At 74.4% G+C, this 24,751-nt stretch carries 21 protein-coding genes and 3 pseudogenes; 14 read left to right on the top strand and 10 right to left on the bottom strand.

The window, feature by feature from the left end; all coding sequences use genetic code 11:
• The first annotated feature begins 245 nt into the window (after nt 1–245).
• A complete protein-coding gene (locus ACFF45_RS11630; protein WP_381345426.1) occupies nt 246–1,436 on the top strand; it encodes a saccharopine dehydrogenase family protein in 1,191 nt (396 codons plus the stop codon).
• Nucleotides 1,437–1,450: 14 nt separating this feature from the next.
• Here ACFF45_RS11630 and mmpA read toward each other — a convergent pair whose 3' ends face one another.
• From mmpA to ACFF45_RS11615, 3 genes are all read right to left on the bottom strand, one after another.
• On the bottom strand, nt 1,451–1,603 hold the full coding sequence (mmpA, locus tag ACFF45_RS11625; RefSeq protein WP_381345424.1) for a morphogenic membrane protein MmpA: 153 nt from the start codon (nt 1,601–1,603) through the stop codon (nt 1,451–1,453).
• A 196-nt stretch (nt 1,604–1,799) separates the two neighbouring features.
• Nucleotides 1,800–2,516, bottom strand: coding sequence for an endonuclease V (locus ACFF45_RS11620; protein ID WP_381345422.1), 717 nt, complete (start codon nt 2,514–2,516; stop codon nt 1,800–1,802).
• A 57-nt stretch (nt 2,517–2,573) separates the two neighbouring features.
• A complete protein-coding gene (locus tag ACFF45_RS11615; RefSeq protein ID WP_381345421.1) occupies nt 2,574–2,897 on the bottom strand; it encodes a plasmid stabilization protein in 324 nt (107 codons plus the stop codon).
• 236 nt (nt 2,898–3,133) lie between these two features.
• Between ACFF45_RS11615 and ssgD the strand changes: the two genes are divergently transcribed.
• The 4 genes and pseudogenes from ssgD to ACFF45_RS11595 all read left to right on the top strand — a co-directional run bounded on the left by ssgD (nt 3,134) and on the right by ACFF45_RS11595 (nt 6,209).
• Nucleotides 3,134–3,550 carry a spore wall synthesis regulator SsgD gene (gene ssgD / locus ACFF45_RS11610; protein ID WP_381345419.1) on the top strand — a complete coding sequence of 139 codons (417 nt, stop codon included), beginning with the start codon at nt 3,134–3,136 and terminating at the stop codon, nt 3,548–3,550.
• Between the two features lie 291 nt (nt 3,551–3,841).
• Nucleotides 3,842–4,129 (top strand): annotated as a pseudogene (locus ACFF45_RS11605) (ABC transporter ATP-binding protein); the annotation flags it as partial.
• A 169-nt stretch (nt 4,130–4,298) separates the two neighbouring features.
• Nucleotides 4,299–5,075: a dimethylargininase gene (ddaH, locus tag ACFF45_RS11600; RefSeq protein ID WP_381345417.1), complete on the top strand. Its 777-nt coding sequence runs from the start codon at nt 4,299–4,301 to the stop codon at nt 5,073–5,075.
• A gap of 159 nt (nt 5,076–5,234) precedes the next feature.
• Nucleotides 5,235–6,209, top strand: coding sequence for an acyl-ACP desaturase (locus ACFF45_RS11595; protein WP_381345415.1), 975 nt, complete (start codon nt 5,235–5,237; stop codon nt 6,207–6,209).
• A gap of 41 nt (nt 6,210–6,250) precedes the next feature.
• Here ACFF45_RS11595 and ACFF45_RS11590 read toward each other — a convergent pair whose 3' ends face one another.
• Nucleotides 6,251–6,496 (bottom strand): WhiB family transcriptional regulator, encoded by a 246-nt coding sequence (locus ACFF45_RS11590; protein ID WP_381345413.1) that lies wholly within the window; start codon nt 6,494–6,496, stop codon nt 6,251–6,253.
• Nucleotides 6,497–6,789: 293 nt separating this feature from the next.
• On the opposite strand from ACFF45_RS11590, the gene ACFF45_RS11585 reads away from it, so the two are divergent.
• Nucleotides 6,790–7,200, top strand: coding sequence for a hypothetical protein (locus tag ACFF45_RS11585; protein WP_381345411.1), 411 nt, complete (start codon nt 6,790–6,792; stop codon nt 7,198–7,200).
• Between the two features lie 33 nt (nt 7,201–7,233).
• Here the strand turns inward: ACFF45_RS11585 and ACFF45_RS11580 are convergent, their stop codons facing one another.
• Entirely contained in the window at nt 7,234–8,268 is a 1,035-nt protein-coding gene (locus tag ACFF45_RS11580; RefSeq protein WP_381345409.1) for a LacI family DNA-binding transcriptional regulator, read from the bottom strand.
• 265 nt (nt 8,269–8,533) lie between these two features.
• A complete protein-coding gene (locus tag ACFF45_RS11575; protein WP_381345408.1) occupies nt 8,534–9,574 on the bottom strand; it encodes a multicopper oxidase domain-containing protein in 1,041 nt (346 codons plus the stop codon).
• A 197-nt stretch (nt 9,575–9,771) separates the two neighbouring features.
• Between ACFF45_RS11575 and ACFF45_RS11570 the strand changes: the two genes are divergently transcribed.
• Both ACFF45_RS11570 and ACFF45_RS11565 read left to right on the top strand, forming a co-directional pair.
• Complete coding sequence (locus ACFF45_RS11570; RefSeq protein ID WP_381345407.1) at nt 9,772–12,264, top strand: ThuA domain-containing protein; 2,493 nt, start codon at nt 9,772–9,774, stop codon at nt 12,262–12,264.
• A 44-nt stretch (nt 12,265–12,308) separates the two neighbouring features.
• Entirely contained in the window at nt 12,309–14,462 is a 2,154-nt protein-coding gene (locus tag ACFF45_RS11565) for an OmpL47-type beta-barrel domain-containing protein (protein WP_381345525.1), read from the top strand.
• Here the strand turns inward: ACFF45_RS11565 and ligD are convergent.
• Nucleotides 14,449–15,474: a non-homologous end-joining DNA ligase gene (gene ligD / locus ACFF45_RS11560; protein WP_381345405.1), complete on the bottom strand. Its 1,026-nt coding sequence runs from the start codon at nt 15,472–15,474 to the stop codon at nt 14,449–14,451. The genes ACFF45_RS11565 and ligD overlap by 14 nt on opposite strands.
• 70 nt (nt 15,475–15,544) lie before the next feature.
• Between ligD and ACFF45_RS11555 the strand changes: the two genes are divergently transcribed.
• Nucleotides 15,545–16,615 carry an ATP-dependent DNA ligase gene (locus tag ACFF45_RS11555; protein WP_381345403.1) on the top strand — a complete coding sequence of 357 codons (1,071 nt, stop codon included), beginning with the start codon at nt 15,545–15,547 and terminating at the stop codon, nt 16,613–16,615.
• A 13-nt stretch (nt 16,616–16,628) separates the two neighbouring features.
• Here ACFF45_RS11555 and ACFF45_RS11550 read toward each other — a convergent pair whose 3' ends face one another.
• Nucleotides 16,629–17,819: a zinc-dependent alcohol dehydrogenase gene (locus tag ACFF45_RS11550; RefSeq protein WP_381345401.1), complete on the bottom strand. Its 1,191-nt coding sequence runs from the start codon at nt 17,817–17,819 to the stop codon at nt 16,629–16,631.
• A 248-nt stretch (nt 17,820–18,067) separates the two neighbouring features.
• Between ACFF45_RS11550 and ACFF45_RS11545 the strand changes: the two genes are divergently transcribed.
• Complete coding sequence (locus ACFF45_RS11545) at nt 18,068–19,087, top strand: DUF3048 domain-containing protein (protein WP_381345399.1); 1,020 nt, start codon at nt 18,068–18,070, stop codon at nt 19,085–19,087.
• Nucleotide 19,088: 1 nt separating this feature from the next.
• Here ACFF45_RS11545 and ACFF45_RS11540 read toward each other — a convergent pair.
• A pseudogene (locus ACFF45_RS11540) lies at nt 19,089–19,551 on the bottom strand (MarR family winged helix-turn-helix transcriptional regulator); the annotation flags it as partial.
• Between ACFF45_RS11540 and ACFF45_RS11535 the strand changes: the two are divergent.
• The 3 genes and pseudogenes from ACFF45_RS11535 (at nt 19,504) to ACFF45_RS11525 (ending at nt 20,580) form a co-directional block, all read left to right on the top strand.
• The gene (locus tag ACFF45_RS11535; RefSeq protein WP_381345540.1) at nt 19,504–19,716 is read left to right on the top strand and encodes a hypothetical protein; all 213 of its coding nucleotides are present in this window, start codon (nt 19,504–19,506) and stop codon (nt 19,714–19,716) included. The pseudogene ACFF45_RS11540 and the gene ACFF45_RS11535 overlap by 48 nt on opposite strands.
• Nucleotides 19,713–19,787 (top strand): annotated as a pseudogene (locus tag ACFF45_RS11530) (hypothetical protein); the annotation flags it as partial. The gene ACFF45_RS11535 and the pseudogene ACFF45_RS11530, both read left to right, overlap by 4 nt.
• Before the next feature lie 283 nt (nt 19,788–20,070).
• The gene (locus ACFF45_RS11525) at nt 20,071–20,580 is read left to right on the top strand and encodes a hypothetical protein (protein ID WP_381345538.1); all 510 of its coding nucleotides are present in this window, start codon (nt 20,071–20,073) and stop codon (nt 20,578–20,580) included.
• Here ACFF45_RS11525 and ACFF45_RS11520 read toward each other — a convergent pair.
• Nucleotides 20,573–23,260 (bottom strand): ATP-binding protein, encoded by a 2,688-nt coding sequence (locus ACFF45_RS11520; protein WP_381345398.1) that lies wholly within the window; start codon nt 23,258–23,260, stop codon nt 20,573–20,575. The two genes, ACFF45_RS11525 and ACFF45_RS11520, sit on opposite strands and share 8 nt — an antisense overlap.
• Before the next feature lie 198 nt (nt 23,261–23,458).
• Between ACFF45_RS11520 and ACFF45_RS11515 the strand changes: the two genes are divergently transcribed.
• A complete protein-coding gene (locus tag ACFF45_RS11515; RefSeq protein ID WP_381345396.1) occupies nt 23,459–24,748 on the top strand; it encodes an MFS transporter in 1,290 nt (429 codons plus the stop codon).
• Nucleotides 24,749–24,751 lie beyond the last annotated feature (3 nt).

Here is a 24,751-nt window from a genome sequence, read left to right as displayed (position 1 = left end):
GGCTCGTCGTCGAGCTCCGCACCGGCCACGCTAGTGCGTGAGGGCAGGCAGCGTCTGCCCGTGGCGGAGCGGCGTCCGGTGCGTGCTCCCGGCGTGCCGGCCGGAAGCCCTGTACGGGACGTACCCGGGCTTCCGGCCGGTGCGGCGGGAGTGCGTGCCGGGCGTCGTGACGGGGTGAACGTCGCCTGCCGCGGCACTGGCCTCGGCCACCGACAGCGGCGCGGGCTGCGGGAACGAGGGGCGTCATGACCAAGCCGAGCAGGGCGGACCGTCCGTACGACATCGTGCTCTTCGGGGCCACGGGCTTCGTCGGGACGCTCACGGCCGAGTATCTCGCCGCGCACGCTCCCTCGGACCTGCGCTGGGCCGTCGCCGGCCGCAGTGAGCCGCGGCTGGCACGGCTGCGCGAACGGCTGCGGGAGCGGCCGCCGCGGGGCGCGGAGACCGGGGTGGTGCGGGCCGACGTGGCCGATCCGGCGTCGCTGCGCCGGCTCGCCGGGCAGGCGCGCGTGGTGGCCACCACGGTGGGCCCCTACGTGACGTACGGGGAGGACCTGGTGGCCGCCTGCGCGGACCTCGGCACGGACTACCTCGACCTGTCGGGCGAGCCCGAGTTCGTGGACCTGACGTACGTCCGGCACGACGCCCGCGCGCGGGAGACCGGCGCCCGCCTGGTGCACGCCTGCGGCTTCGACTCGGTACCGCACGACCTGGGCGTGTACGTCACCGTCCGGCAGCTGCCCGAGGGCGTGCCGCTGACGGTGGACGGGTTCGTGACCGTCGACGCCGCCTTCTCGGGCGGGACGCTCGCCTCCGCGCTGAACCAGTTCGCCCGGCCCCGGCAGCTGGCGGCCGCCGCACGCGAGCGGCGCCGGCACGAGCCGCGGCCGGCGGCGCGGCGGGCGGCCGCGCCGGACGGGGCACCGCGGTTCGTCCCCGAGGTACGGGCCTGGGCGCTGCCGCTGCCGACCGTGGACCCGCAGATCGTGCGCCGGTCGGCGCGGGCGCTGGAGCGGTACGGCCCCGACTTCCGCTACCGGCACTACGCCGCCGTCCGGCGGCTGCCGGTCGCGGTGGGCGGGATCGCGGCGGTCGGCGCGGTGGCGGCGGTGGCCCAGGTGCCGCCCGCGCGGCGCTGGTTGTCCGGGCGGCTGCGGCCCGGGCAGGGGCCGAGCGCCGAGCGGCGGGCGAGGAGCTGGTTCACCGTGCGCTTCGTGGGCGAGGGCGGCGGGCGCAAGGTGTTCACCGAGGTCGCGGGCGGCGATCCCGGGTACGGCGAGACGGCGAAGATGTTCGCCGAGGGCGCGCTGGCCCTGGCCTGCGACGACCTGCCGCCGGCCGCCGGGCAGGTCACCACGGCGGTGGCGATGGGCGACGCGCTGCTGGACCGGCTGCGCCGGGCGGGGATCACGTTCCGCGTGGCGGCGAGCCGGTGACCCCCGCGGCCCCGCTACAGCGACCACACGGCCAGCGTGTAGACCATCGCGGCGAGCCAGGCGAGACCGGCCGGCACGGCCAGGACCAGCGCGAGGGTCACGACCCGCTCGCCGGACCGGCTCGCTCGGGCGGGGTGCTGGGGAGCGCGGGCGCGGTGCGTCGTCATGCGGGCCAGCCTGCCGACCAGGCCGGTGCCCCGGCATCCGTAGGGGTACTCAGAAGGGCCGCGCCGGGCAGGTGCGGGTACTCAGTCCGGCCGTTCCGCGCCCGGGACGAAGGGCCCTCGCCGGCAGCGCGGGCACGCACGCGGGCGGGGCGCCCGGCCGCGGAGGGCCGCACGCAGGCCGCGCCCACGCCCCTGCTCACTCCGGGCCCGGGCCCGTCCCCGGGGTGGTGGCGTCGCGCAGGGCGCGGCGGCACAGGGCGTCGGCGCGGCGGGTGGACTCCGGCAGGCGGTAGCGCGGGCTGAGCCGCAGCACGTGGGCGCAGGCCCGGTCCAGGCCGACGCGGTGCCCGACGGAGACGTAGACCGGCTTGACGCCCTCCTGGGTGCGCAGGGCGCGGCCGACCTCCTCGTCGCCGGCCAGCAGCGGGGACGACGACCCGCGCGCGGGCGCCGGGTCGGCGTGGGTGAAGGCGAAGGGGTTCTTCGCGACGCCGATCGTGGGCAGGCCGGTGAGGACGCCGAGGTGGCTGGCGAGCCCGAAGCGGCGCGGGTGGGCGAGGCCGTAGCCGTCGCAGACCACCAGGCCGGGCGGGCACGGCAGGGCGTCGAGGGCGGCCAGCACGGTGGGGATCTCCCGGAAGGCCAGCAGGCCGGGCACGTACGGGAAGGAGATCCGCCCGACCGCGGTGGCCTCGGCGACGACCTCCAGGGTGGCCGCGTCCAGCACCACGGCCGCGGCCGCCACCGTGTCCCGCTCGTCGTCGTAGGCGACGTCGACGCCGGTGACGTGGCCGGTGCCGGGCGGCGGCCCCGGCTCGTCCAGCACCACCCGGCGGCGCAACTCGTCCTGGATCGCGCGGGCCTCCTCCTCGGTGCCGGGCCAGCCCTCGGGAACGCGTACGGTCGTCGTCATGGTGAGGACGAGGGTACGGGGCCGGGCGGCCCGCCGGCCGGGCCGCCCGAGGCGGCCTCACTTACCGAGGGCCCGCTGCAACTGCTGCTTGTTCATGTCCGAACGGCCGTGGACGTTGCGCCGCTTGGCCTCCTCGTACAGCTGGTCGTAGGTGGGCCCCTGGGATCCCTTGCCGGACCGCCGGCCGCCCCGCTTGCCGGACGGCGTGTCCTGGGTGGACGTACGGCCGGCCGTCCTGGACTCGCCGGAGCGGGCGCGTTCCTTGTTCACCGTGCGCGCCGCGATCTCCTTGGCGCGGCCGGTGCTCTCGCCCCGCTCCTGCGCACTCTTCTTGATGTGCTCGTACTGTCGTTCCCGCTTCGGGCTCGAACCGCTCGGCATGTCCTCTCACTTCCTCTCGCGTCGGGCGACCGAGTACCCCCGTCGTGGGGCACTACTACGGCACTCGGGGCCCGGTCAGCTCTGCGGACGGGCGACGCGGCCCCCTCACCGCGCGCCGTGCACGGTGACGGAGGTCACCCCGCGCGCGGGTGCACGGACGCGCCGATTCCGTCGTCTCACCCAGTGCCCGGCCTCGGCGCCGGCAGTCCGTCCGGCCGTCACAAGGGAGCAAGGCCATGTCCACCGTCATCGAGCAGCCCGTCGAGGCGCGCCTCGTCGCCGCCGCGCCGCGGATGCCGAGCATCCCCGCGACGCTCGGCTACGACCTGGGCGATCCGTTCGCGGTCCGCATGACCTTCCCGGCCCCCGCCACGCTGCGGGGGGAGGCGGTCTGCTGGACGTTCGCCCGCGAGCTGCTGGCGGCCGGCCTGCGGGGCGCGGAGGGCCAGGGCGACGTGCGGGTGCGGCCGTACGGCTACGACCGTACGGTGCTGGAGTTCCACGCCTGCGAGGGCGTCGCCGTCGTGCACGTCCGCTCGGGTGAGCTGCGCCGGTTCCTCCGGGCGACGCGCGCGCTGGTGCCCGAGGGCCTGGAACACGCCCGCCTCGACCTGGACCACGACCTGACGGAGCTGCTGCGGGACGCGTACTGAGCCCGGCCGGCGTGCCGGTGCGCCCCGGCGGCGGACGCCCGTGAATCCTTTGACGGGGCACCGGCGCCGCTCCTACGGTGTTCAGCGTCCTGTTGCCGCCGATGGGAGAAGGACGTTGCTCCTCTGAGGTCCTGAGACACCGCGTCACACCCGTCCGGTGTGCACGCCGCGTGCGACCTCGGCGGCCGAGCCGTCCTTGCGGAGCAGGGCTTCACCCGTTCTCCCCCACCCTTCGGGCTCACGGCCCGCCCGGTGGTCGCCGCCTTCCGGTGTCTCGACACGCGTTGCCCCGCCGACCAGCAGGTGGCCACGCTGTCCGGCGGCGAACGCTTCCGCGCGACGCTGGCCGCGCTGATGCCGGCCGAACCGGCGCCCCAGCTGCTGATGCTGGACGAGCCGACGAACAACCTGGACATGGCGAGCGTGCGGCAGCTCACCACGGCCCTGGAGTCGTACCGGGGGGCGCTGGTCGTGGCCGGCCACGACCTGCCGTTCCTGGAGTCGATCGGCGTCACGCGCTGGCTGCCGCTGGACGGGGAGCTCCGGGAGACCACTCCGCAGGCCCTCGCGGCCCTCTGAGGCCGGCGGACCGGAGCACGTCGTCGCGGCGGGTCCGTCCGTTCCGGGCGGCCCGCGGGCCCGCCGTCTCCGACAATGGCCCTGCAGGACGCCGGCCGGTCCGCGACCGGTTCCGGCCGCACCCGGGCAACCGGACCGGCAAGCAGCCCATCCGATACGGAGACCGCACGTGCCCAGCAAGAAGGCCCTCATCCGTCGCCCCGGCCCGCGCCTCGCCGAAGGCCTGGTGACGCACATCCAGCGGGAGAGGGCCGACGTCGAGCTCGCGGCCGGGCAGTGGGCGGCGTACGCGGAGGCGCTGCGCACGCACGGCTGGGAGACGGTCGAGGTCGACCCGGCCGACGACTGCCCGGACGCGGTCTTCGTCGAGGACACCGTCGTCATGTACCGGAACGTCGCCCTGATCGCGCGTTCCGGCGCCGCGTCCCGGCGGGACGAGACCGCGGGCGTCGAGGAGGTCGTCGCCCGTCTGGGCTGCTCGGTGAACCGGGTCCGGGAGCCGGGCACGCTGGACGGGGGTGACGTGCTGAAGATCGGGAACACGCTCTACGTCGGCCGTGGCGGGCGCACCAACGCCGCCGGCGTGCGGCAGCTGCGGGCCGCCTTCGAACCGCTCGGCGCGCGGGTGGTCGCCGTCCCCGTCGGCACGGTGCTGCACCTGAAGTCGGCGGTCACGGCGCTGCCCGACGGGACCGTGATCGGGCACATGCCGCTGCGGGACACGCCGTCCCTGTTCGGGCGTTTCCTGCACGTGCCGGAGGCCTCCGGCTCCGCCGTGGTGCTGCTCGGCGGCGACAAGCTGCTCATGGCGGCCGGCGCCCCGAAGACGGCCGCGCTGTTCACGGACCTCGGCTACACGCCGGTCGTCGTGGACATCAGCGAGTTCGAGAAGCTCGAAGGGTGTGTGACATGCCTCTCGGTACGGCTGCGGGAGCTGTACGCCTGAAGTGTTCGTTCGGCCGGGCAAGCGGGCCTGAACAGCGGTCTTTACAGCGCCCTTAACCTACGGCTTCGTAACCTACGGGTTCGTAGCCTACGATCCCGTAAGTTCCGGCACCGCCAGCCGGACCTGATTCCGTTCGTCCCACGTCCCCCTGGAGTACCCGTGACGATCACCTCTCCGCACCTCGGCAGCCCTTCCGTCTGGACCGACGCCCGGCTGCTGTACGCCCTGGAGGAAGTGGTCGAGAAGGAGCTCAACCGCCATCTGAAGACCACCAAGGACTGGATGCCGCACGAGTACGTGCCGTGGACCGACGGCCGCAACTTCCCCGGCCTCTTCGAGGACGGCGAGGCCTGGGACAAGGAGCAGTCCAAGGTCACGGAGATCGGCCGGATCGCGCTGGTCGTCAACCTGCTGACCGAGGACAACCTGCCCAGCTACCACCACGAGATCGCCTCCCTGTTCGGCCGCGACGGCGCCTGGGGCACCTGGGTGCACCGCTGGACCGCCGAGGAGGGCCGGCACGGCATCGTGATGCGGGACTACCTGCTCACCTCGCGCGCGGTGGACCCGGACCAGCTGGAGCGGTTCCGCATGGCGCACATGAGCGAGGGCTTCGAGTCGGACAACCGCCACTCGATGCTGCACTCGATCGCCTACGTCGCCTTCCAGGAGCTCGCGACCCGCATCTCGCACCGCAACACCGGCCACCAGTCGGGCGACCCGGTCTGCGACCGGATGCTGGCGCGGATCGCGACCGACGAGAACCTGCACATGGTGTTCTACCGCAACCTGCTGAAGTCGGCCTTCGAGCTGGCGCCCGACCTGACCATGCAGGCGGTGCGGGACGTCGTCGTCAACTTCCGCATGCCCGGCCACGGCATCCCCGGCTTCGAGCGGGCCGCCGCGCAGATGGCCATCGGCGAGGTCTACAACCTGCGCATCCACCACGACGACGTGCTCCAGCCCGTGCTGCGCTTCCTGAAGGTGCTGGAGATCGACGGGCTCGGGCCCGAGGGCGTCAAGGCGCAGGAGGAGCTCGGGCTCTTCATGAACGGCCTGGACACCGAGGCCGCGAAGTTCGACGAGAGGCTGGCGGCGCGCAAGGCGCGGATGGCCGCGCGCGGGGCGGCCTGACCGACGCGGCGCGCGGGCGCCGGACGGCGCCCGCCCCCCGGTCACCAGGGAGTGCGGCGCAACTGGAGGCGTTCCTTCTCGGACAGGCCGCCCCAGACGCCGAAGCGTTCGTCGTTGGCCAGGGCGTACTCCAGGCAGGCGGCGCGCATCTCGCACAGGCCGCAGATGCGCTTCGCCTCCCGCACGGAGCTGCCCGGCTCGGGAAAGAAGAAGTCCGCCCCGGTCTGCGCGCACAGCGCCTGGGCCTGCCAGGCGGTGTCCGCGGGGCTGATGGTTTCGGAGTGCATGGATCCGAGCCTGCCGCGGCGTGAAAAACGTTCGATCAACGCACGCTCAACGCCCCGTTGCGGGGCTCCGGCGCCGCCCCGGCCACCCTCCATGACGGCCGCCCTCCCTGTGACGGCCGCCCCGATGATGCCCGCGCGTCGGGGCGTGGCGCACGGCGGCGCGCGGGCGCGGCCGGAACGCGCGGAACCCCGCCCGCCCCGGCCGGTGACCGCCGGCGCGGCTTCGGCACGCGGGGGTCCACGGGTGGTGCGAGTCCCGGCACTGCGGGCAACGGCGCCTCCGGGAGGCGACGATGCTCACCTCCCGTTCCGTCCACGCCACGCCGAACCGGCTCGATGTCGGCGCCCCCGGCCTCGACGGCGCCGTCCGCTTCGTACACGCCGGGCGTCGCGTCCGCCGCCGGCTGCTGCAACGCGCTGCTCGGCCGGGGGACGCCGTCGGTGGGCATCCCCGCGTCTCGAACACCTGCGTGAACCCGGCCGGGCTGGGCGAGGACGCCGGGTTCGGCGGTGACGGTCCGCCGGCCGACGCCCCCATGGAGGACGTGGCGCACTGGCTGCCGTACTGCGAGGTGCCCGACGCGGACGCCGCGGTGGGCCGGGCGCGGGAGCCGGCGGCACGGTCCGGACGGAGGCCGTCGACGTGCCGGACGTGGGGCGCGTCGCCGAGCCGGCCGATCCGTACGGCGCCCGCTTCGCGGTGATCCGGAGCCCCGAGCCGCAGGACTGAGCCGCCGCTACGCGGAGGCGCGGCGGACCAGGGTCGTGGACAGGACGACGCCGGCCGCCGTGCCGCCGGCCGCCTCGCCGGGCCCGCCGCGCAGGCGGCCGAGCAGGAGGCGGGCCATCAGGCGGCCCATCTCCTCGATGTCCTGACGGACCGTGGTCAGCGGCGGGTCGGTCTGCTCGGCGAGGGGCGCCATGTCGTCGAAGCCCACCACGGCGACCTCGCCGGGGACCCGCCGCCCGCGTTCCCGCAGGACCCGCAGGGCGCCGGAGGCCATGAGGTCGTTGGCGGCGAACACGGCGTCCAGGTCGGGACAGCGCTCCAGCAGCGCGCGCATCGCCCGCTCGCCCCCGGCCGGGGTGAAGTCGCCCTCGGCGATCAGCCGCGGGTCGGCGCCGGGCAGCACGTCCCGGTAGCCGTCGAGCCGGTCCACCGCGGACGTCTGGTCCAGGGCCCCGGCGATGTGCGCGACGCGCCTGCGGCCCAGGCCGACGAGATGGCGTACGGCCGCCCGGGCGCCGCCCCGGTTGTCGCTGTCGACGTACACGGCGCCGTCGTCGTCGCTGCTCCAGCCCGGCCGTCCGCCGAACACGGTCGGGATGCCGGCGCCCTGGATCAGGGCGGGCAGGGCGTCGTCGAGGTGCAGGGAGAACACCAGCACGCCGTCCACATGGCCGCCGGCGAGGTACCGGCCGACGCGGGCGTGGTCGTCGCGGCCCTCGGTCAGCAGCAGCACGAGCTGGTTGTCGTGGGTCGTCAGCTCCTTGCTGATGCCGCGCAGCTGGAGGGCGAAGAAGGGGTCGGCGAAGACCCGCGTCTCCGGCTCGGCGATGACGACGGCGACGGCGTCGTGGCGTCTGGTCACCAGGCTGCGGGCCGCCTGGTTGGGGACGTACCCGAGTTCCTCGACGGCCCGCCGCACCCGCTCGGCCAGCGGCTCGCGCACCCCGTCGCCGCCGTTGACCACCCGCGAGACGGTGGCCCGTGACACCCCGGCCCGGGCGGCCACGGCCTCCAGCGTGGGACGGGAACCTGCCTCGGACACTTGGGGACTCCTCACCGGCGATTGCCGATCAGGATAACCGCACGCCACAAGGGCGCGACGGCCGCTCCCGGCAGCCCCGCACCGCCCCGGGCGCCGGCCACGTGACGCGGATGGGCCGGTGCCGCCCCGGGCGCGGGCCGCTCCGCGCCGACGCCCCCCACGCCGCCCCGGAACACAGACCACCCGGCGCTCGACGGCCCCGCACCGCCCCGAGCACAGACCACCCGGCGCTCGACGGCCCCGCACCGCCCCGAGCACGGCCCGTTCAGTGCTGGTGGGCCCCGTGCGCGCCCCCGGCCTCCCCGGCGCCCGCGTGCGCGCCCCCGGCCGTCCCGGTGCCGTCCGCCCCCTGCGGCTCGTGGGGTGCGTGCGGCTCGTAGCCCGGGATCGTGCCGTCCGCCTTCTTCACCAGGAACAGGCCCGCCATCCCCATGTCCGAGTGGCTCTGCACGTGGCAGTGGTACATCCACGCCCCGGCGCCCACCCCCTCCCCCGCGATCACCTGGAAGCCGAAGGAGTCGGCCGGGCCCACGATCTTGTTGTCGATGACCTGGCTGGGGTCCTCGGGGCCGGTCAGCGTGCCGGTGCGGTTGTCGGCCCAGCGGTGTCCGTGCAGGTGGAAGGTGTGGTAGTACTCGCCGTGGGTGATCATGACGAACTCGACCCGGTCGCCCACCGTGGCCTCGAAGTCGGGTCCGGTGTGCGGCGGCCGGTTGTTGATGAGCAGGTCGTTGAAGACGATCGTATGGGTGCGGTCGGGAAGGACGTCGCCCCTCCGGCGGACGATCACCGGGCCGTACAGGCCCCTCCTGACTCCGCCGGTGCCGTGGTCGGTGCCCACCACGTGGTCGTGGTAGTGCCAGTAGCCCGCGCTGCCCGCCCGCCAGGTGCCGTCCGTGCGGCGGCCGGGGGCGTGGGTGCGCCAGGTGTAGGTGCGCGTCGCGCCCGGCTCCACATGGCTCCTGCTGAGTCTGGTGCCGTCGCTGGTGATCTCGTAGTCCAGGCCGTGCACGTGCAGGCTCGCCGCCACGTCGGTGGTGTTCTCGAACTCGATGTGCAGCGTGTCGCCCTCGTTGAGCTCGATCAGCGGGCCCGGGATGCTCGCCCGGCCCTTCTCGAAGCCGTAGCCGAGCTGCCCGTCGGCCAGCTTCTCGGCGTAGAGCTTGAGGTGCCGGACCGCGCCGCCGGCCGGGGCCGTCCGGGCCGGCGCCTCAGCGGCGCCGGTCGCCTCCGAACTCAGGGACAAGGATGTCGCGACGGCGGCGCCGCCCAGGAGGACCCGCCGGTTGAAACCACGTCTGTCCATGCCGAACTCCCCACTCCGGTACGGGATTCGAGACGCTAGCGGGACGTGCCGCGTTTATCCACACCCAGGACAAAGTTCGTCCGATTGCGGTCATACCTATTGGCGAACCGAGCAAAGGGGTCTAGCTTCTCAGGCGCTGTTGCTGTGACCGACGAGGGGTGGATGACCACATGCGGTCCACATCGCACCACAGACCCATGACTTCGAGGGAGCCGAACCGGACTAGGGTGGGAAAGCGGGCCGGGACGGCCCTCTTGACAGCTGGATTAGTCGTCGCGGGGCTGCTCTCCGGCCCCGCCGCGGGTGCGCTCCCGGCTCCGGAGCCCTCGCCGACAACGATGTCCCTCCCGTCGCCGCCCGGCGGCGCGAACGTCCGCGTGCTGATCTTCTACGGTTCCGCGGCGGCCGGCGACGAGTCGCCGGTGGTGAACGCCGGTATCGAGGCGATCGAGCGGATCGGCCTGTCCGGTCCGGCGAACGAGCGCTTCAGGGTCGAGGCCACCGACGACGCCGCGGTCTTCACCGACGCGACCAGCCTGGGCCGTTACAACGCAGTGGTCTTCCTGACCGGCGGCGGCGACATGCTGGACCCGGAACAGGAGGCGGGCCTGGAGACCTACATGGAGGCGGGCGGCGGTTTCGTCGGCATCCATGACGCGGCCCGCGCGGAGCCCTACTCCGACTGGTTCACCGGCCTCGTCGGCGCCCGCCCGGCAGCGAACAGCCCGGCGGCCGTGCAGCGGGCCACCGTGGAGGTGGGCGACCGCCTGCATCCGGCCACCAAGGACCTGCCGGTGCAGTGGAAACGCCCCGACCAGTGGCCGAACTGGGTGAGGAACCCCTCCGGCACGGTGCACACCGTGGCCCGGGTGCGCGAGTCGTCGTACCGGCCCGGCGCGAGCGCCAACGGCTGGGACCACCCGATCAGCTGGTGCCACGACTACGACGGCGGCCGCTCCTTCTACACCGGCATGGGCGGCACGGTGTCGTCGTACGACGAGACCGACTTCCGCGCCCATCTGCGCGGCGCCCTGATGTGGACCACCCGGCTCGTCCGGGCCGACTGCAAGGCGACCATCAGCGGCAACTACCGGGCCGAGCGGCTGACGCGGCCCAACCAGCCGGGACAGAACGACCAGATCGGCGAGCCGCACGGCCTGGTCACCGCCCCCGACGGCCGCGTCCTCTACATCGGCCGCGGCGGCGCCGACTCCTCCCGGCCGGTGGTCACCGACTGGAACGACCCCGAGATCGGCAAGGGCTCGGGCGAGATCCACGTCTACGACCCGAAGACCGAGGAGGTCACGCTCGCCGGGGCGCTCACCGTCTTCGGCAACAAGGGCGGCGGCGACGAGCTGGTGAAGGTCGAGGAGGGCCTGCTCGGCATCGAGCTCGACCCGCGCTTCGAGGACAACGGCTGGGTGTACCTGCACTACACGCCGCACTCGGAGATCGACCGGGATGCCCGGACGGCCGAGCGCCGCGTCTCCCGCTTCACCCTGGACCTCGCCACCAACAAGCTCGACCTGGGCAGCGAGAAGGTGCTCCTGGCCTGGCCGGTGCAGATCCACAGCTGCTGCCACGCGGGCGGCGGGATGACCTGGGACTCCCGGGGCAACCTGTACATCGCGACCGGTGACAACAACTCCAGCGGCTTCAGCGGCGGTTACTCCGGCAACAACCCGGAGCCGAACTACAAGGGCCTCTCCTTCGCCGACGCGCGCCGCACCGCCGGCAACACCAACAACCTCAACGGCAAGATCCTGCGCATCCACCCCGAGCCCGACGGGACCTACACGCTCCCGGAGGGCAACCTCTTCACCGGCGAGGAGACCGACGAGGGCGGCGGCAAGACGCGCGGCGAGATCTATGTGATGGGGGTCAGGAACCCGGCCCGCATCTTCGTCGACAAGAAGACCGACGTCCTGTACGCGGGCTGGGTCGGCCCGGACGCCTCGGCGCCCTCCACGACCTGGGGCCCGGCCAAGTACGACACCTTCGCCGCCATCACCGAGGCGGGCAACCGGGGCTGGCCGTACTGCATGGGCAACAAGCAGCCCTACCGGGACCGCAACCTGCCGGATCCGTCGAAGCCGCTCGGCTGGTACGACTGCGACCACCCGAGGAACGAGTCGCCGAACAACGACGGCCTGGTCAACCTTCCGCCGGTCACCGGCAACAACATCTGGTACTCGCCCCAGGGCGGCGCCCCGGACTTCCCGCGGGACGCGAACGGCGTCCCGTCCTACCGGCAGGAGGAGGCCACCTACCGGCTGCCGTGGCTCAAGGGCGGCGGGCAGGCGGCGATGAACGGGCCGGTGTACCGGTCCGAGGACGTGTCGGCGGCCAGCGAGGTCAAGTGGCCCGCGTACTGGGACGGCAAGTGGTTCGTCGGCGACTTCTACGACGCCGACCAGCCGCGCAACGCCGTGCTGATGGATCCGGAGACGCTGGGTGACGGCGGGCTGCCGGTGCACTCGGAGTCGCTGAAGAAGATCGTGCCGGTCGGCAACGACGGCATCAGGAACCTCATGGACTGGAAGTTCGGTCCGGACGGCGCGCTGTACGTCCTCGACTACGGGCGCGGCTTCTTCACCTCGGACGCCAGGTCGGCGTTGTGGCGCGTGACGTACACCGGCGGCGGTGCCACGCCGGCCGCCGACCAGCTGGCGAGAGGGGCACAGCGGTGACGGGCCGACGAAGAGTGTGGGCGGGGCTGCTGGCCGCGCTCCTGATGGTGCTGGGCCTGCAGGCCACGACGGCGACCGGGCAGCAGGCCCGGGAGCCCGCACGGGCCGCCGCCCAGGTCCTGACCTGGACGGCGGGCAACGGCATCGACAGGTACCTCTCGGCCCCCGCGACCGCGGTGGCCGGGCCGGCCACGATCGTCTTCGAGAACAGCGAGGCCACCGGCAACACCACCGGCATGCCGCACACGCTGACGTTCGTCACCAGCGACCCGGAGTTCAACGGCGACGTCCAGCTCAACCTCCTCGCCAACCCCAACGACGACCAGGGCGGGCGGCACACCGCCGAGGTCACGCTCACCCCGGGCCGGTACTTCTACCACTGCACGATCCCCGGCCACGGGCAGATGCAGGGCATCCTGACGGTCACCGAGGGCAGCGGCGAGGACACCACCGCGCCGTCGACCTCGGCGCAGGTCAGCGGCGTCCGCAACCAGGCGGGCGAGTACGTCGGCTCGGCCAGCGTGACCGTTGACGCGACGGACGAGACGGGTGGCTCCGGCGTCGACCGGATCGAGTACGCGATCGGGCCGGACGGCGCCTGGCAGCCGTACACCGCCCCGGTCGTGGTCGACCAGGTCGGCAGTCACCAGGTCCGCTACCGGGCGTTCGACAGGGCGGGCAACGTGTCCGCCGAGCGGAGCGCCGCGTTCACGGTGGTGGCGCCGCAGACGGACGACACGACGGCGCCGGAGACCTCGGCGACGGTCAGCGGCGTCACGAACCCCGACGGCAGCTACGTCGACATGGCGACCGTCACCGTCACCGCGTCCGACACCGGGTCCGGCGTCAACACCGTCGAGTACGCGATCGGCGCGTCCGGGGCCTGGCAGCCGTACACCCAGCCGGTGATGGTGCACCAGGTCGGCACCCACACCGTCCGCTACCGCGCCACCGACAAGGCGGGCAACGTGGCGGCGGAGAAGAACGTGCAGTTCACCGTGGTCAGCGCGCCGCCGCAGGACACCACCCCGCCGGTGACCGGTGCGACCGTCGAGGGGACGCGGAACTCCGACGGGGCGTACGTGGCGAGCGCCAGGGTCACCGTCAGCGCCACCGACGACGGAGGGGTCGCGGGCGTCGAGTACTCGCTCGACGGCGGGCCGTACCTCGCGTACACCGGGCCCGTGACCGTCGACCGGGCGGGCGCGCACACGCTCGCGTACCGGGCGACCGACCGGGCGGGCAACACCTCCGCGGCGCTGACCGTGAGCTTCACGGTGGTCGCCGGCAACGTGCCCGCGCCGCCCTGTCCCGAGTACGACGAACGGGAGACGGTGATCGTCGGCACGGTCGACTCGGGGGTGCCGAACCGGCTCACCGCGGACCGGTGCCGGATCAACGAGCTGATCGAGGACGAGAGGGAGTGGACGTCGCACGCGCTGTTCCTCAAGCACGTGAAGACGGTCCTCGACGAGCTCCTCACGGACGGCGTGATCGACCAGCGGGAGCACAACCGGATCACCCGGGCCGCCCGGCAGTCCGGCATCGGCCGCCCCGGCCAGACCGAGGGGTACCACGCGCTGTTCGACGGCACGGCCGGCTCCTTCGCCCGGTGGCAGCACGTGGGCGGCGGTTCGTTCGCCCTGAACGCCAACGGGTCGATGACCAGCGGCACCACCGAGGCCGGGCTCGGCATGCTGTGGTTCCCGCAGCGCAAGTACGGCGACTTCTCGCTGAGGCTCCAGTGGCGGGACGACGCTCCCGGCACCGGCAACGCCAACTCCGGGGTGTTCGTGCGGTTCCCGTACGTCCACGACCACCCGGAGGAGCCGCGGCCGGAGTGGGTCGCCATCAAGTACGGGCACGAGGTGCAGGTGCTCGACCGGCCGGACGGCGACATGTACAAGACGGGGTCGGTCTACGGCTTCGACCGGGTCGGGCTCGCGGGTGCGGGCGTGACGCAGAAGGGCACCTGGAACGACTACGAGATCCGGGTGGTGGACCAGCACTACTCGGTCTACCGCAACGGCCGGCTGATCAACGAGTTCGACAACGTCGGCGGTCTGGACTTCGCCCCGCCCCGCTCGGACGACCCGGGCACGGACGGGCGGCGGTTCGCCTCGGGTTACCTCGGGCTCCAGGTGCACGGCACGACGGACGTCGTCTCCTACCGCGACATCCGGATCAAGGAGCTGTAGGCCGGCTCTTCTTCGCGCGGCTCGGCTGTACCCGCTTGGGCTCCCCCGGCATCTTGGGGTACTCGGGCGGGTACGGCAGGTCGCCGAGCCCGTGGTCGTGCTCGTCCTGGGCGGCCAGCTCCAGCAGCGCGTCCAGGGAGTGACGACGGTCGTCCATGCCCGCGTGCACGTCGCCGAGTTCGGCGAAGCGCGCGGGCATCGTCGCGAGGTCGAAGTCCCGGGGGCGGGCCACCCCGACCTCCTCCCAGCGCAGCGGCGCCGAGACGGGGGCGTGCGGGCGGGGGCGCACGGAGTAGGCGGAGGCGATCGTGCGGTCCCGGGCGGTCTGGTTGTAGTCGACGAAGATCTTCTCGCCCCGCTCCTCCTTCCACCACCGGGTCGTGACGTGCCGCGGCATCCGCCGCTCCAGCTCCCGGCCCACGGCGATGGCGGCCCGGCGGACCTGGGTGAAGGTCCAGCGCGGCTCGATCGGCACGAAGACGTGCAGGCCCCGGCCGCCGGAGGTCTTGGGGAAGCCGCGCAGGCCGCCGAACTCGTCCAGGACGGCGCGCAGTTCGCGGGCGGCGCGGACCGCGTCGTCGTAGTCGGTGCCGGGCTGCGGGTCGAGGTCGATGCGCAGTTCGTCGGGGCTGTCGACGTCGGCGCGGCGCACCGGCCAGGGATGGAAGGTGAGGGTGCCGTACTGGGCGGCCCACAGCACGGCGGCCTCCTCGGTGGGGCACATCTCGTCGGCGCTGCGCCCGCTGGGAAAGGTGATGTGGGCGGTGGGGATCCAGTCGGGCATGTTCTTGGGGGCCCGTTTCTGGAAGAAGGACTCGCCGGTCACGCCCTCCGGGTAGCGCTCCAGGGTGGTCGGCCGGTCGCGCAGGGCGCGCAGGATGCCGGGGCCGACGGCGAGGTAGTAGCGGGCGAGGTCCAGCTTGGTGAAGCCGCGCTCCGGGAAGAAGACCTTGCCGGGGCTGGACAGCCGTACGGTCCGGCCGCCCGCCTGGAGTTCCACCGCGTCACCCATGTCAGCCACGGTAGGCGCACCCCGTGCGCCTCGCACGGCGCCGCGTCCGCGGTCCGCCTACAGTCGAGTCATGGACCTGCCGGTGATGCCGCCCGTCAAGCCGATGCTCGCCAAGTCCGTGGCCCGGATCCCGCCGGGGATGCACTACGAGGCGAAGTGGGACGGCTTCCGGGCGATCGTGTTCCGTGACGGGGCCGAGGTGGTACTCGCCAGCCGCACCACCAAGCCGCTGACCAGGTACTTCCCGGAACTGGTGGCGGCTTTGGCGGAGCGGTTGCCGCAGCGCTGCGTGCTGGACGGAGAGATCGTGATCGCGCGGGAGGGACGGCTCGACTTCGACGCGCTCACCGAGCGGATCCACCCGGCCGGCTCACGGGTGCGGACGCTGGCCGAACGGACGCCGTCCTCGTTCGTCGCCTTCGACCTGCTGGCGCTGGCCGACCGGTCGCTGGTGCGGGTGCCGCTCGCCGACCGCCGCGCGGAGCTGGTCACGGCGCTGTCCGGGGTGACCGCCCCGGTGCACGTGGCGCCGGCGACGACCGACATCGAGCTGGCGGGGCGGTGGTTCGAGCAGTACGAGGGAGCGGGCCTGGACGGTGTGGTCGCCAAGCCGCTCACGCTGCGCTACCTCCAGGACGAGCGGGCGATGTTCAAGGTCAAGCACGAACGCACCGCGGACGTCGTGGTGGCCGGCTACCGGCTGCACAAGAGCGGGCCCGTCGTCGGCTCCCTGCTGCTCGGCCTGTACGACGGCACCGGCGCCCTGCAGCACGTCGGCGTGTCCGCCGCCTTCTCCATGGCCCGGCGCGCGGAGCTGGTCGAGGAGCTGGAGCCGCTGCGCCTGGACGACGCGGCGGGGCATCCGTGGGCGGCCTGGGCCCAGGAGGCGGCGCACGAGACGGCCCGGCTGCCGGGGGCACCGAGCCGCTGGTCCGGCAAGAAGGACCTGTCGTGGGTGCCGCTGCGTCCGGAGCGGGTGTGCGAGGTGGCGTACGACCACATGGAGAACGGCGCGCGGTTCCGGCACACGGCCCGCTTCCGCCGCTGGCGGCCGGACCGGGCACCGGAGAGCTGCACGTACGCCCAGCTGGAGGAGCCGGTGCGCTACGACCTCGCGGAGATCCTCGCGCCGCGGGCCTGAGCCGGACCCGGACTCAGGGCCGCATCACGACCTTCACGGCGCCGTCCCGCTTGTGCTGGAACATCTCGTAGGCCCGGGGCGCCTCGTCCAGCGGCACCCGGTGGGTGGCGAAGTCGTCGACGCCGAGCGGGTCCTCGTCGGTCAGGTACGGCAGGATCTCGTCGACCCAGCGGCGGACGTTGGCCTGGCCCATCCGGATCTGCAGCTGCTTGTCGAACATGGTGAGCATCGGCAGCGGGTCGGCCATGCCGCCGTAGACGCCGACCAGCGACAGGGTGCCGCCGCGGCGGACCAGTTCGATGGCGGTGTGCAGGGCGGCGAGCCGGTCGACGCTGAAGCGTTCGGCGAGCGGGCCGCTGAGCTTGCGGGGCAGCATGCTGGAGGCCTGCTGGGCCAGGCGGGCGGCGAGACTGCCGTGCGCCTCGGTGCCGACCGCGTCGATCACGGCGTCGGGGCCGCGGCCGTCGGTCTGGTCGCGGATCGCGGCGACGAGCTCCTTCTCGCTGTCGAAGGCGCGCAGGTCGTAGGTCTCCACACCGCGTGCCGCGGCCCGGCGCAGCCGGTCGGAGACCAGGTCGACGCCGAACACCCGGCCGGCGCCGCGGACCTGGGCCACCCGGCAGGCCATGTCGCCGATCGGCCCGAGCCCGAGGACGGCGATGGAGCCGCCCTGCGGCACGTCGGCGTACGCGACCGCCTGCCAGGCGGTGGGCAGCACGTCGGACAGGTACAGGAACCGGTCGTCGGGCGGGCCCTGCGGGATCTTGATCGGTCCGTACTGGGCCTGCGGGACGCGCAGGTACTCGGCCTGGGCGCCCGGCACCGCGCCGTACAGGCGGGTGTAGCCGAACAGGGCCGCGCCCATGCCCTCGCCGGTGACCTGGGTCGTCTCGCACTGCGTGGGCAGCGAGTTGAGGCACATCCAGCAGTTGCCGCACGCGATCTGGAACGGCACCACGACCCGGTCGCCGACCGCCAGGTCCGGTACGCCGGGGCCGACCTCCTCGACGATGCCCATGGGTTCGTGGCCGAGGACGTCGCCCGGCGTCATGAACGGGGTGAGCACCTCGTACAGGTGCAGGTCGGAGCCGCACAGCCCGGTCGAGGTGATACGGATGACGGCGTCGGTCGGCTCCTCGATCCGCGGATCGGGTACGTGCTCCACCCGCACGTCCCGCTTGCCCTGCCACGTCACAGCCCTCATCACCCGCACTCCCTCCGTCGCGGTCACACCTGCCGGTACTGCGGTGCGGGCCGGGTACCCGGGGCGCCCACGGCGAATCGTGGCGGGTCCGGACCCGCCGGTCCGGGCGGGGCCGGACCGGCGGGTGACTGGGCCGACCGGGCCGGCCGGCGTGCGCGATCGGCGTGTTCGTAGTAATGCGCCTGTCTGACCAGGTATGACCATCGATGAACGTATTAACGGACGATCGAGCGCACAGGACTGGTCGGGTGGCAGCGGTGGGCAAGAGCACGGGACGGAGAGCGCGCGGACGGCGTGCCGCCGCGACGGCGGTGGTGGCGGGCGCGGTGGCGGCGGGTTCACTCACGGCGGGCTGCGCGGGCGGGGGCACACCGGACGACGGACGGCCGCCCCGGCCGCCCCGGACGGCGGCCTGGACGCCGGCCCCGGTCCCGAGCCGGCCGCAGCAGGCGCGGCGCGCGGCGCCCGTGCTGGCCGTGAAGATCGACAACGCGCGCGCGGCCCGCCCGCACACCGGTCTCGGCGCGGCGGACGTCGTCTACGTCGAACCGGTCGAGGGCGGCCTGAGCCGGTTGCTGGCGGTGTACGCGAGCACGCTGCCGGAGGCCGTCGGGCCGGTGCGCAGCGCCCGCGAGACCGATCTCGAACTGCTGCGCCAGTTCGACCGCCCGGCGCTCGCCTTCTCCGGCGCGCAGCGCAGGCTGCTGCCGCTGGTCGGCCGGGCACCGCTGCGCGCCGAGCCGCCCGGCCGCAGGCCCGACGCCTACTTCCGCGGCGCCGGCGCCGTCCCGCACAACCTCTACGTGCGCCCGCACCGCCTGCTGCGTGCCACGCCCGGCGTCTCCGCCCTCACCACCGGCTTCAGCTACGGCGCCGCCCCGGACGGCGGTGTCCCGGAGCCCGTCCGGACCGTGCGCTACCCGGCGGCCCGCTTCACCTTCACCTGGGACGGGAGCCGGCAGCGCTACCGGGTCGCGCTGGACGGCACGGCCGCCGCGACGACCGACGGCCGGCCGGTGGTGCCCTCGACGGTCGTGGTGCAGAACGTGCGGATCCGCCCGTCCGGTTACGCCGACTCCCGGGGCCACAACACGCCGTACACCGAGACCGTCGGCTCGGGCACCGCGAAGGTGCTGCGCGGCGGGAAGGCGTACGACGCGCTGTGGAAGCGGCCGGAGCCGGGGGACGGCACGCGGTTCACCACGGTGGACGGCGAGCCGCTGAACTTCGCCACCGGTCAGGTGTGGGTGGTGTTCGTCCGGGCCTGAGTCAGGTCCGCGTCAGGGGCTCCGCGGGGCCGGCCGGGTCGCGCAGCCCCTCCGCCGCGTCCGCGACCCGCCGGACGAGGTCCAGGAACTGCGTCTGCTCCGCCGCGGTCAGCGGCGCGAGGACCACCCGGTGCATCCGGGCCGTGCGCAGCGCCGGCCTCCGCGCTGGGCGCGCGTGCCGCCGTCGGTCGGGCGCAGCGGGAAGCGGCGGCCGTCGTGCGGGGCGCGGACCTGGTCCGGCAGTCCCCTGCGGTGCGGCCGAGCCGGCTGATCACCTCGGCGACGGCGGACCGGTCCGGCGCCACCCGCTCCCCCACCGCGCGCTGGTCCGGTCCCGGTTCGTCGGCGAGCGCGTCGAGCACCGCGCACCGCGGCGCGGTGGTCTCCTCGGACACCATCGCGTTCCACAGCGGGGAGTGCGCCCGCTGGAGCCGCCGGACGAGATGCCCGGGCTGGTCGGTGAGGTGGCGTACGCGGCCCGCCGCGACGCGCCGGCCGCGTACGGCCTGCGGGAACGGCTCGCCGTGATCTCCGCGCCGACCGCCCGGTGCCCCGAGGCGGTGCTCACGGCACCGCGGGGCCACCTCGACGGTCCGGCCCGGCGCTCTCCCGCCGGGACCGCAGCATGATCACGCCGACCGCGCCGGTGGCGCACGGCCGCTACCAGGAGCCGGCCATGCGTGTCCGGGCCGCGCGGCGCAACGGGCTCACGCCCGAGGAGATCGGGGCGGTGCTGCTGCCTGCCGGGCGTGCCGCCGGACGGCCGTGTACTGCGGGGTGCCGGCGGCGGACTCGGCGTTCGCGGCGGCCCAGCGGGTGCCCGCCGGGGCGGACACCGGCCGAGGGTGCGGCATGTCAAGTCCCGGCTTCCCGTGTCGTGACGCGGGGTGCCGCCCGGTGGCTGACTGGATGCACGGCCGACGCCGCCGCCGGCGGACCGGCCGGCCTTCCTCCAGTCCCCGAGCAGGCAAGGACCGACTCCCATGTTCCTCACCAGCACCCGCCGCTACGTCCTCCTCATGGCCGCGACCGTCCTGGCCGCCGGAGCCACGTCCCTGTCCGCACCCGCGTTCGCCGCCACGGCGAGCCAGAACCCCAAGGTTCCCGACACGTGCGGATGGATACTGACCGACGACGGCTCCAACCCGTGCGTCTCCTCCGGCACCTCCGTCGCGCGCGGCGGTGACACCGGCGCGGCACCTCCCGAGGACCCCTCCGACGCGGGCGGCGAAGACACCGGCACCGACCAGGCACCCCCCGAGGACCCTTCCGGCGCCACCGGCGGAGACACCGGCACCGGCACCACACCCCACGGAGAACCCTCCGACGCGGCCGGCGGAGACACCGGCACCCCACCCGGAGGAGCACCCTCCGGCGCCACCGGCGGAGACACCGGCACCGACCAGAACGGTGGCCTGCCCGGCGACGACTTCGACTACGGGATCTTCACGCCGCCCGCCACCGGCGGCGGTTCCGGGCCCGTCGTCAACTGAGTCCGCCCTCCAGCGCCGCCAGCCCCTGCTTCGCCCGCCGCGCCAGTCCGTCCGCCCCGCACGAGCGGGCCAGGGCCAGACCCCGGTCGAGCTCGCCGGTGGAGCCGGCGGCGAGGCCGTACTCGATGCGGGCGGCGGCGTGCTCGTACTGGCAGGGCGAGGCCTCCAGGTAGGTGACGGCCCGCGCGGCGAGGTCCACCTTGCGCCGGCCGGTCGCCAGGCGGGCGGCGCAGCGCAGGGCCTCGCCGATGGCGGTGTCGGTGCCGAACCGCTCGGCCCGGCGGCGGGCGTCGGCGGCGAGCCGGGCGGCGCGGGCCGGGTCCTGGGCGGCGAGGGCGCCGGCGAGGTCGACGGCCCAGGGGGCCAGCACCGGGTTGTGGCCGCCCCGGACGGCGGCCGCCTTCTCCGCCGCCTCCAGTTCGTTGACGCCGTCCTCGGTGCGGCCCACGGCGAGCAGCAGGCGGCCGCGCACCGAGCGGGTGTCCGGCAGCACGATCGTGGACGGGTAGGGCGGGGCGAAGCCGTACTGCTCGGCGGTGGTCCAGGCCTCGCGCACATGGCCGCGGGCGAGCAGGGTGTCGACCAGGCCGCACATCGCCGACCAGTACAGGGGCAGTCCGCGGCCGACCCGTTCGGCCAGGCGCAGGGACTCGCGCAGCACGGTCTCGGCGTCCCTCAGGCGGCCCTGCCGGCGGAAGGCCAGGCCGAGGAAGGCGTGGGCGAGGGCGAGGTGGCCGCCGCTCCAGCCGGCCGTGGTGTAGGTGCGCAGCGCCTCCGCGAACAGGTTCTCGGCGCGGTCGAGGCGGTCGGCGTAGGCGTAGGAGCTGCCGAGCATCATCAGCAGTTCGACGCCCCACTCGGTGTCGGTCCAGCCGAGCCCGGGGGCGAGCCGCCCGTTGACGAGGGCGCGGTCGCAGGCCTCGACGACCTCCTCGGCGTTCTCGCCGTGGGTCATGGCGTCGAAGCCGCGCAGGATGAGCAGCGCGCGCTCGGAGTTGTCGCGGCCGGTGCAGGTGCGGGCGAGCCCGGCGAGCCGCTCGGAGCGCCGCGGGGCCGGTGCCTCACCGGCGTGGACGCCCTCCCACATGTACTGCACGGCCCGCAGCCGCAGCCGGGCGGGGCCCTCCTCGTGCCGGGCGGCCTCCGCCTCGACCGTGCGGACGGCCTGTTCCAGCTGGTCGTTGTGGAGCAGGGCCTGGGAGAGGCGGAAGACGGCGTCGACGCGGGCGGGGCCGTCGAGACCGGGCATGGCGAGCGCGGTCCGCAGCTGGCCGATGGTCCGGGCGGGCGCGGTGAGCAGGGTGGCGCAGCCCAGTTCGTAGAGCAGGCGCGCGTGCACGTCGGGCCGCGGCGGTTCCCGCAGGGCGCGTTCCAGGCAGCGGCGGGCGGCGTCGGGGGCGCCGACGGCGAGGTGCTCGCGGGCGGCCTCGCGCAGCTGCTCGACGAGTTCCCAGTCGTCGTCCGGGTGGACCTGGAGCAGGTGCCGGGAGGCGGCCGCGGCGCCGCGTCCGGAGTCGGTGACGATCTGCGCGGCGATGCCGTGCATGGCGGTGCGCAGGGCGTCGGGGATGGAGTTGTAGACGGCGGTGGCGATCAGCGGGTGGACGAACTCCAGGTCGCCGTCGCCGGCCCGCGCACCCGCCGGGTCGGGGGCGGTGAGGATGCGCGCCGTGCACAGTGACCCGGCGCAGCGCAGCGCCTGTCCGGGGCGCATGGTGGTGAGCCGGGCGACCAGGTTGACGGAGATGCCGGTGCCGAGGACGGCCGCCGCCCAGGCGAACCGGGTGGCGTCGATGCCCAGCCCCTCCAGGCGGGCGACGAGCCCGCCGCCGCGTGCCGAGCGGTTCAGCGCGCGCAGTTCACCGGCCGAGGACTCGGCCGGCTCCAGCTCGCTGTCCTGCACCTTGGCCAGGAGTTCGACGGTCTCGTAGGGGTTGCCGCCGGTGACGGTCCAGACCTCGCGGCAGAACGGGGCGTCGGCGTGCGGGCCGACGGTCGCGCGGGTGAGCCCGGCGGTGGCGTCGGGGGTGAAGGCGCTCAGCGTCGTCTCGGGGCGGGCCGCGGCGGCGGCGACCGCGTCGAGGTGGCGGGCGCTGTCGCCGGTCACCTCGCCGGGCCGGCGGGCCACCACGACCAGCACGGACAGATCGTGCAGCCGCTCGGCGAACGCGGCCAGCCAGCGCAGCGTCTCCTGGTCGGCCCAGTGCGCGTCGTCGACCAGCAGTACCAGTGGCCACTCCCGCCGGGCCAGCCGGCGCACGGCGGCGACCAGCCCGTCGCACACGCCCTGCGGGTCGGCCCGCCGTCCGCCGGGGTCGGCGATGCCGAGGGCGGGGCCGGCGATGTCGTACCAGTCGCCGAGGTACTCCCTGGCCTCCTCGGGCAGCAGGGACACCAGGGCGGGTTGCAGCAGCCGGCGTACGACGTTGAAGGGGACGGACCTGAGGGTCTCCCCGCCGCGGGCCGACCACACCGTGCAGCCGCGCTCCTCGGCCAGCCGGCGGGTCTCGGCCAGCAGCGCGGTCTTGCCGAGTCCGGCCTCGCCCCGGAACACGAGCAGACCGCCCGACGACGAACGGTCCGCGCACAGGACGTCGAGTGCCTCGACGACCGCGGCGATCTCCTCGTCCCGCTCCCACAGGGGAGCCGGGGCGCCCGCCGCCGGCGGTACCTCCGTCATCCCGCTGCCTCCCCCAGTCGCCCGAACGACGTACAGGGCGAGCGTAGCCCCCGGGCTGGTCCGGCGGTGGCCGGTCGGGGCCGGGTGGCCGAGCCGGGTGACGTCCCCGGGGAGGTCATTGACAGGTGACGCTCCGTCAGCTGACGCTGATCCTCCACCAGCGCGGCCGGCCTGCGGCGGCCGGACGGGAGGCCTCGGATGAACGCGCCCGCGACAGCGACCGGCGCCGGGCCCCGGCGGTCCCGCCGGGCGCTGGCCGCGGGCTCGGCCGGCAACTTCGTCGAGTGGTACGAGTTCGGCGTCTACGGCTCCTTCGCCACCGTCGTCGCCGCCCGCTTCTTCACCCCCGAGGGCGGCAGTGCGGCCGAGGCGCTGGTGCAGACGTACGCCTCCTTCGCGCTGGCCTTCTTCTTCCGGCCCGTCGGGGCGGCCCTGTTCGGCCGGCTGGGCGACCGGATCGGCCGGCGTCCGGTGCTGATCCTGGCGGTCGGGCTGATGACGGGCGCGACCACCCTCATCGGCGCGCTGCCGGCGTACGACACCGTGGGCGCCCTCGCGCCCTGGCTGCTCACCCTGCTGAGGGTGGTCCAGGGGCTGTCGGCGGGCGGGGAGTTCGGCGGCGCGGTGTCGCTGATGACGGAGTTCGCGCCGCCGGGCAGGCGCGGGCTGTACGGCTCGTGGCAGTCGTTCACCGTGGCGCTGGGGCTGCTCGGCGGGGCGTGCGCGGCGGCGCTGCCGGCCACCGTGCTGACGCAGGCCCAGCTGGAGGACTGGGGCTGGCGGCTGCCGTTCCTGCTGGCGCTGCCGATGGGGCTGGGCGCGCTGTGGCTGCGGCTGGGGCTGGAGGAGACGCCGGTGTTCCGCGAGGAGCGGAAGCTGCCGCCGCCGCCCGCGCGCGAGGTCGTGCGGACGATCGCGCTGGGCGCCGGGCGGATCATGGGCTGGGCGGCGGCCGGGTACACCTTCCTGGTCGTGCTGCCGTCCTACCTCCAGCACAGTCTCGCCGCGAGCTTCCAGCAGGCGCTGGCCGCCACCGTGCTGGCCAACCTCGGCTTCGCGGCGACGATCGTCCCGGCGGGGCTGCTCAGCGACCGGCTGGGGCGGCGGGCGGTGATGCTGACCGGGGCGCTGCTGGTGGTGGTCCTGGCGGTGCCGCTGCTGGACCTGCTCCAGGACCCGGGGGTGTCCACGGCGCTCAAGGGCCTGGCCGTGTCCGGGGCGGGTGCCGTGGTGGGGCTGATGGCGGGACCGGGCCCGGCGATGCTGTCGGAGATGTTCCCGACGACCGTGCGCCACACCGGCCTGGGACTCGCCTACGCCCTGTCCAATGCGGTGTTCTCGGGCTGTGCCGGGCTCATCATCACGGAGACGGTCGAACGGACCGGCGACGTGGACGTCCCCGCGTACTACGCGGCGGCCGCCTGCGCGGTGAGTGTGCCGGCCCTCGCCACGCTCCCGGCCGGCGGCGCCGGCCGGAAGGCGAGGTGAACG

The sequence above is a fragment of the Streptomyces cinereospinus genome (assembly GCF_042430725.1).
Classification (GTDB): Bacteria; Actinomycetota; Actinomycetes; order Streptomycetales; family Streptomycetaceae; genus Streptomyces; species Streptomyces cinereospinus.
Note: the sequence above shows the minus strand (reverse complement) of the source record. Positions and strands in the feature narration are given on the sequence as shown.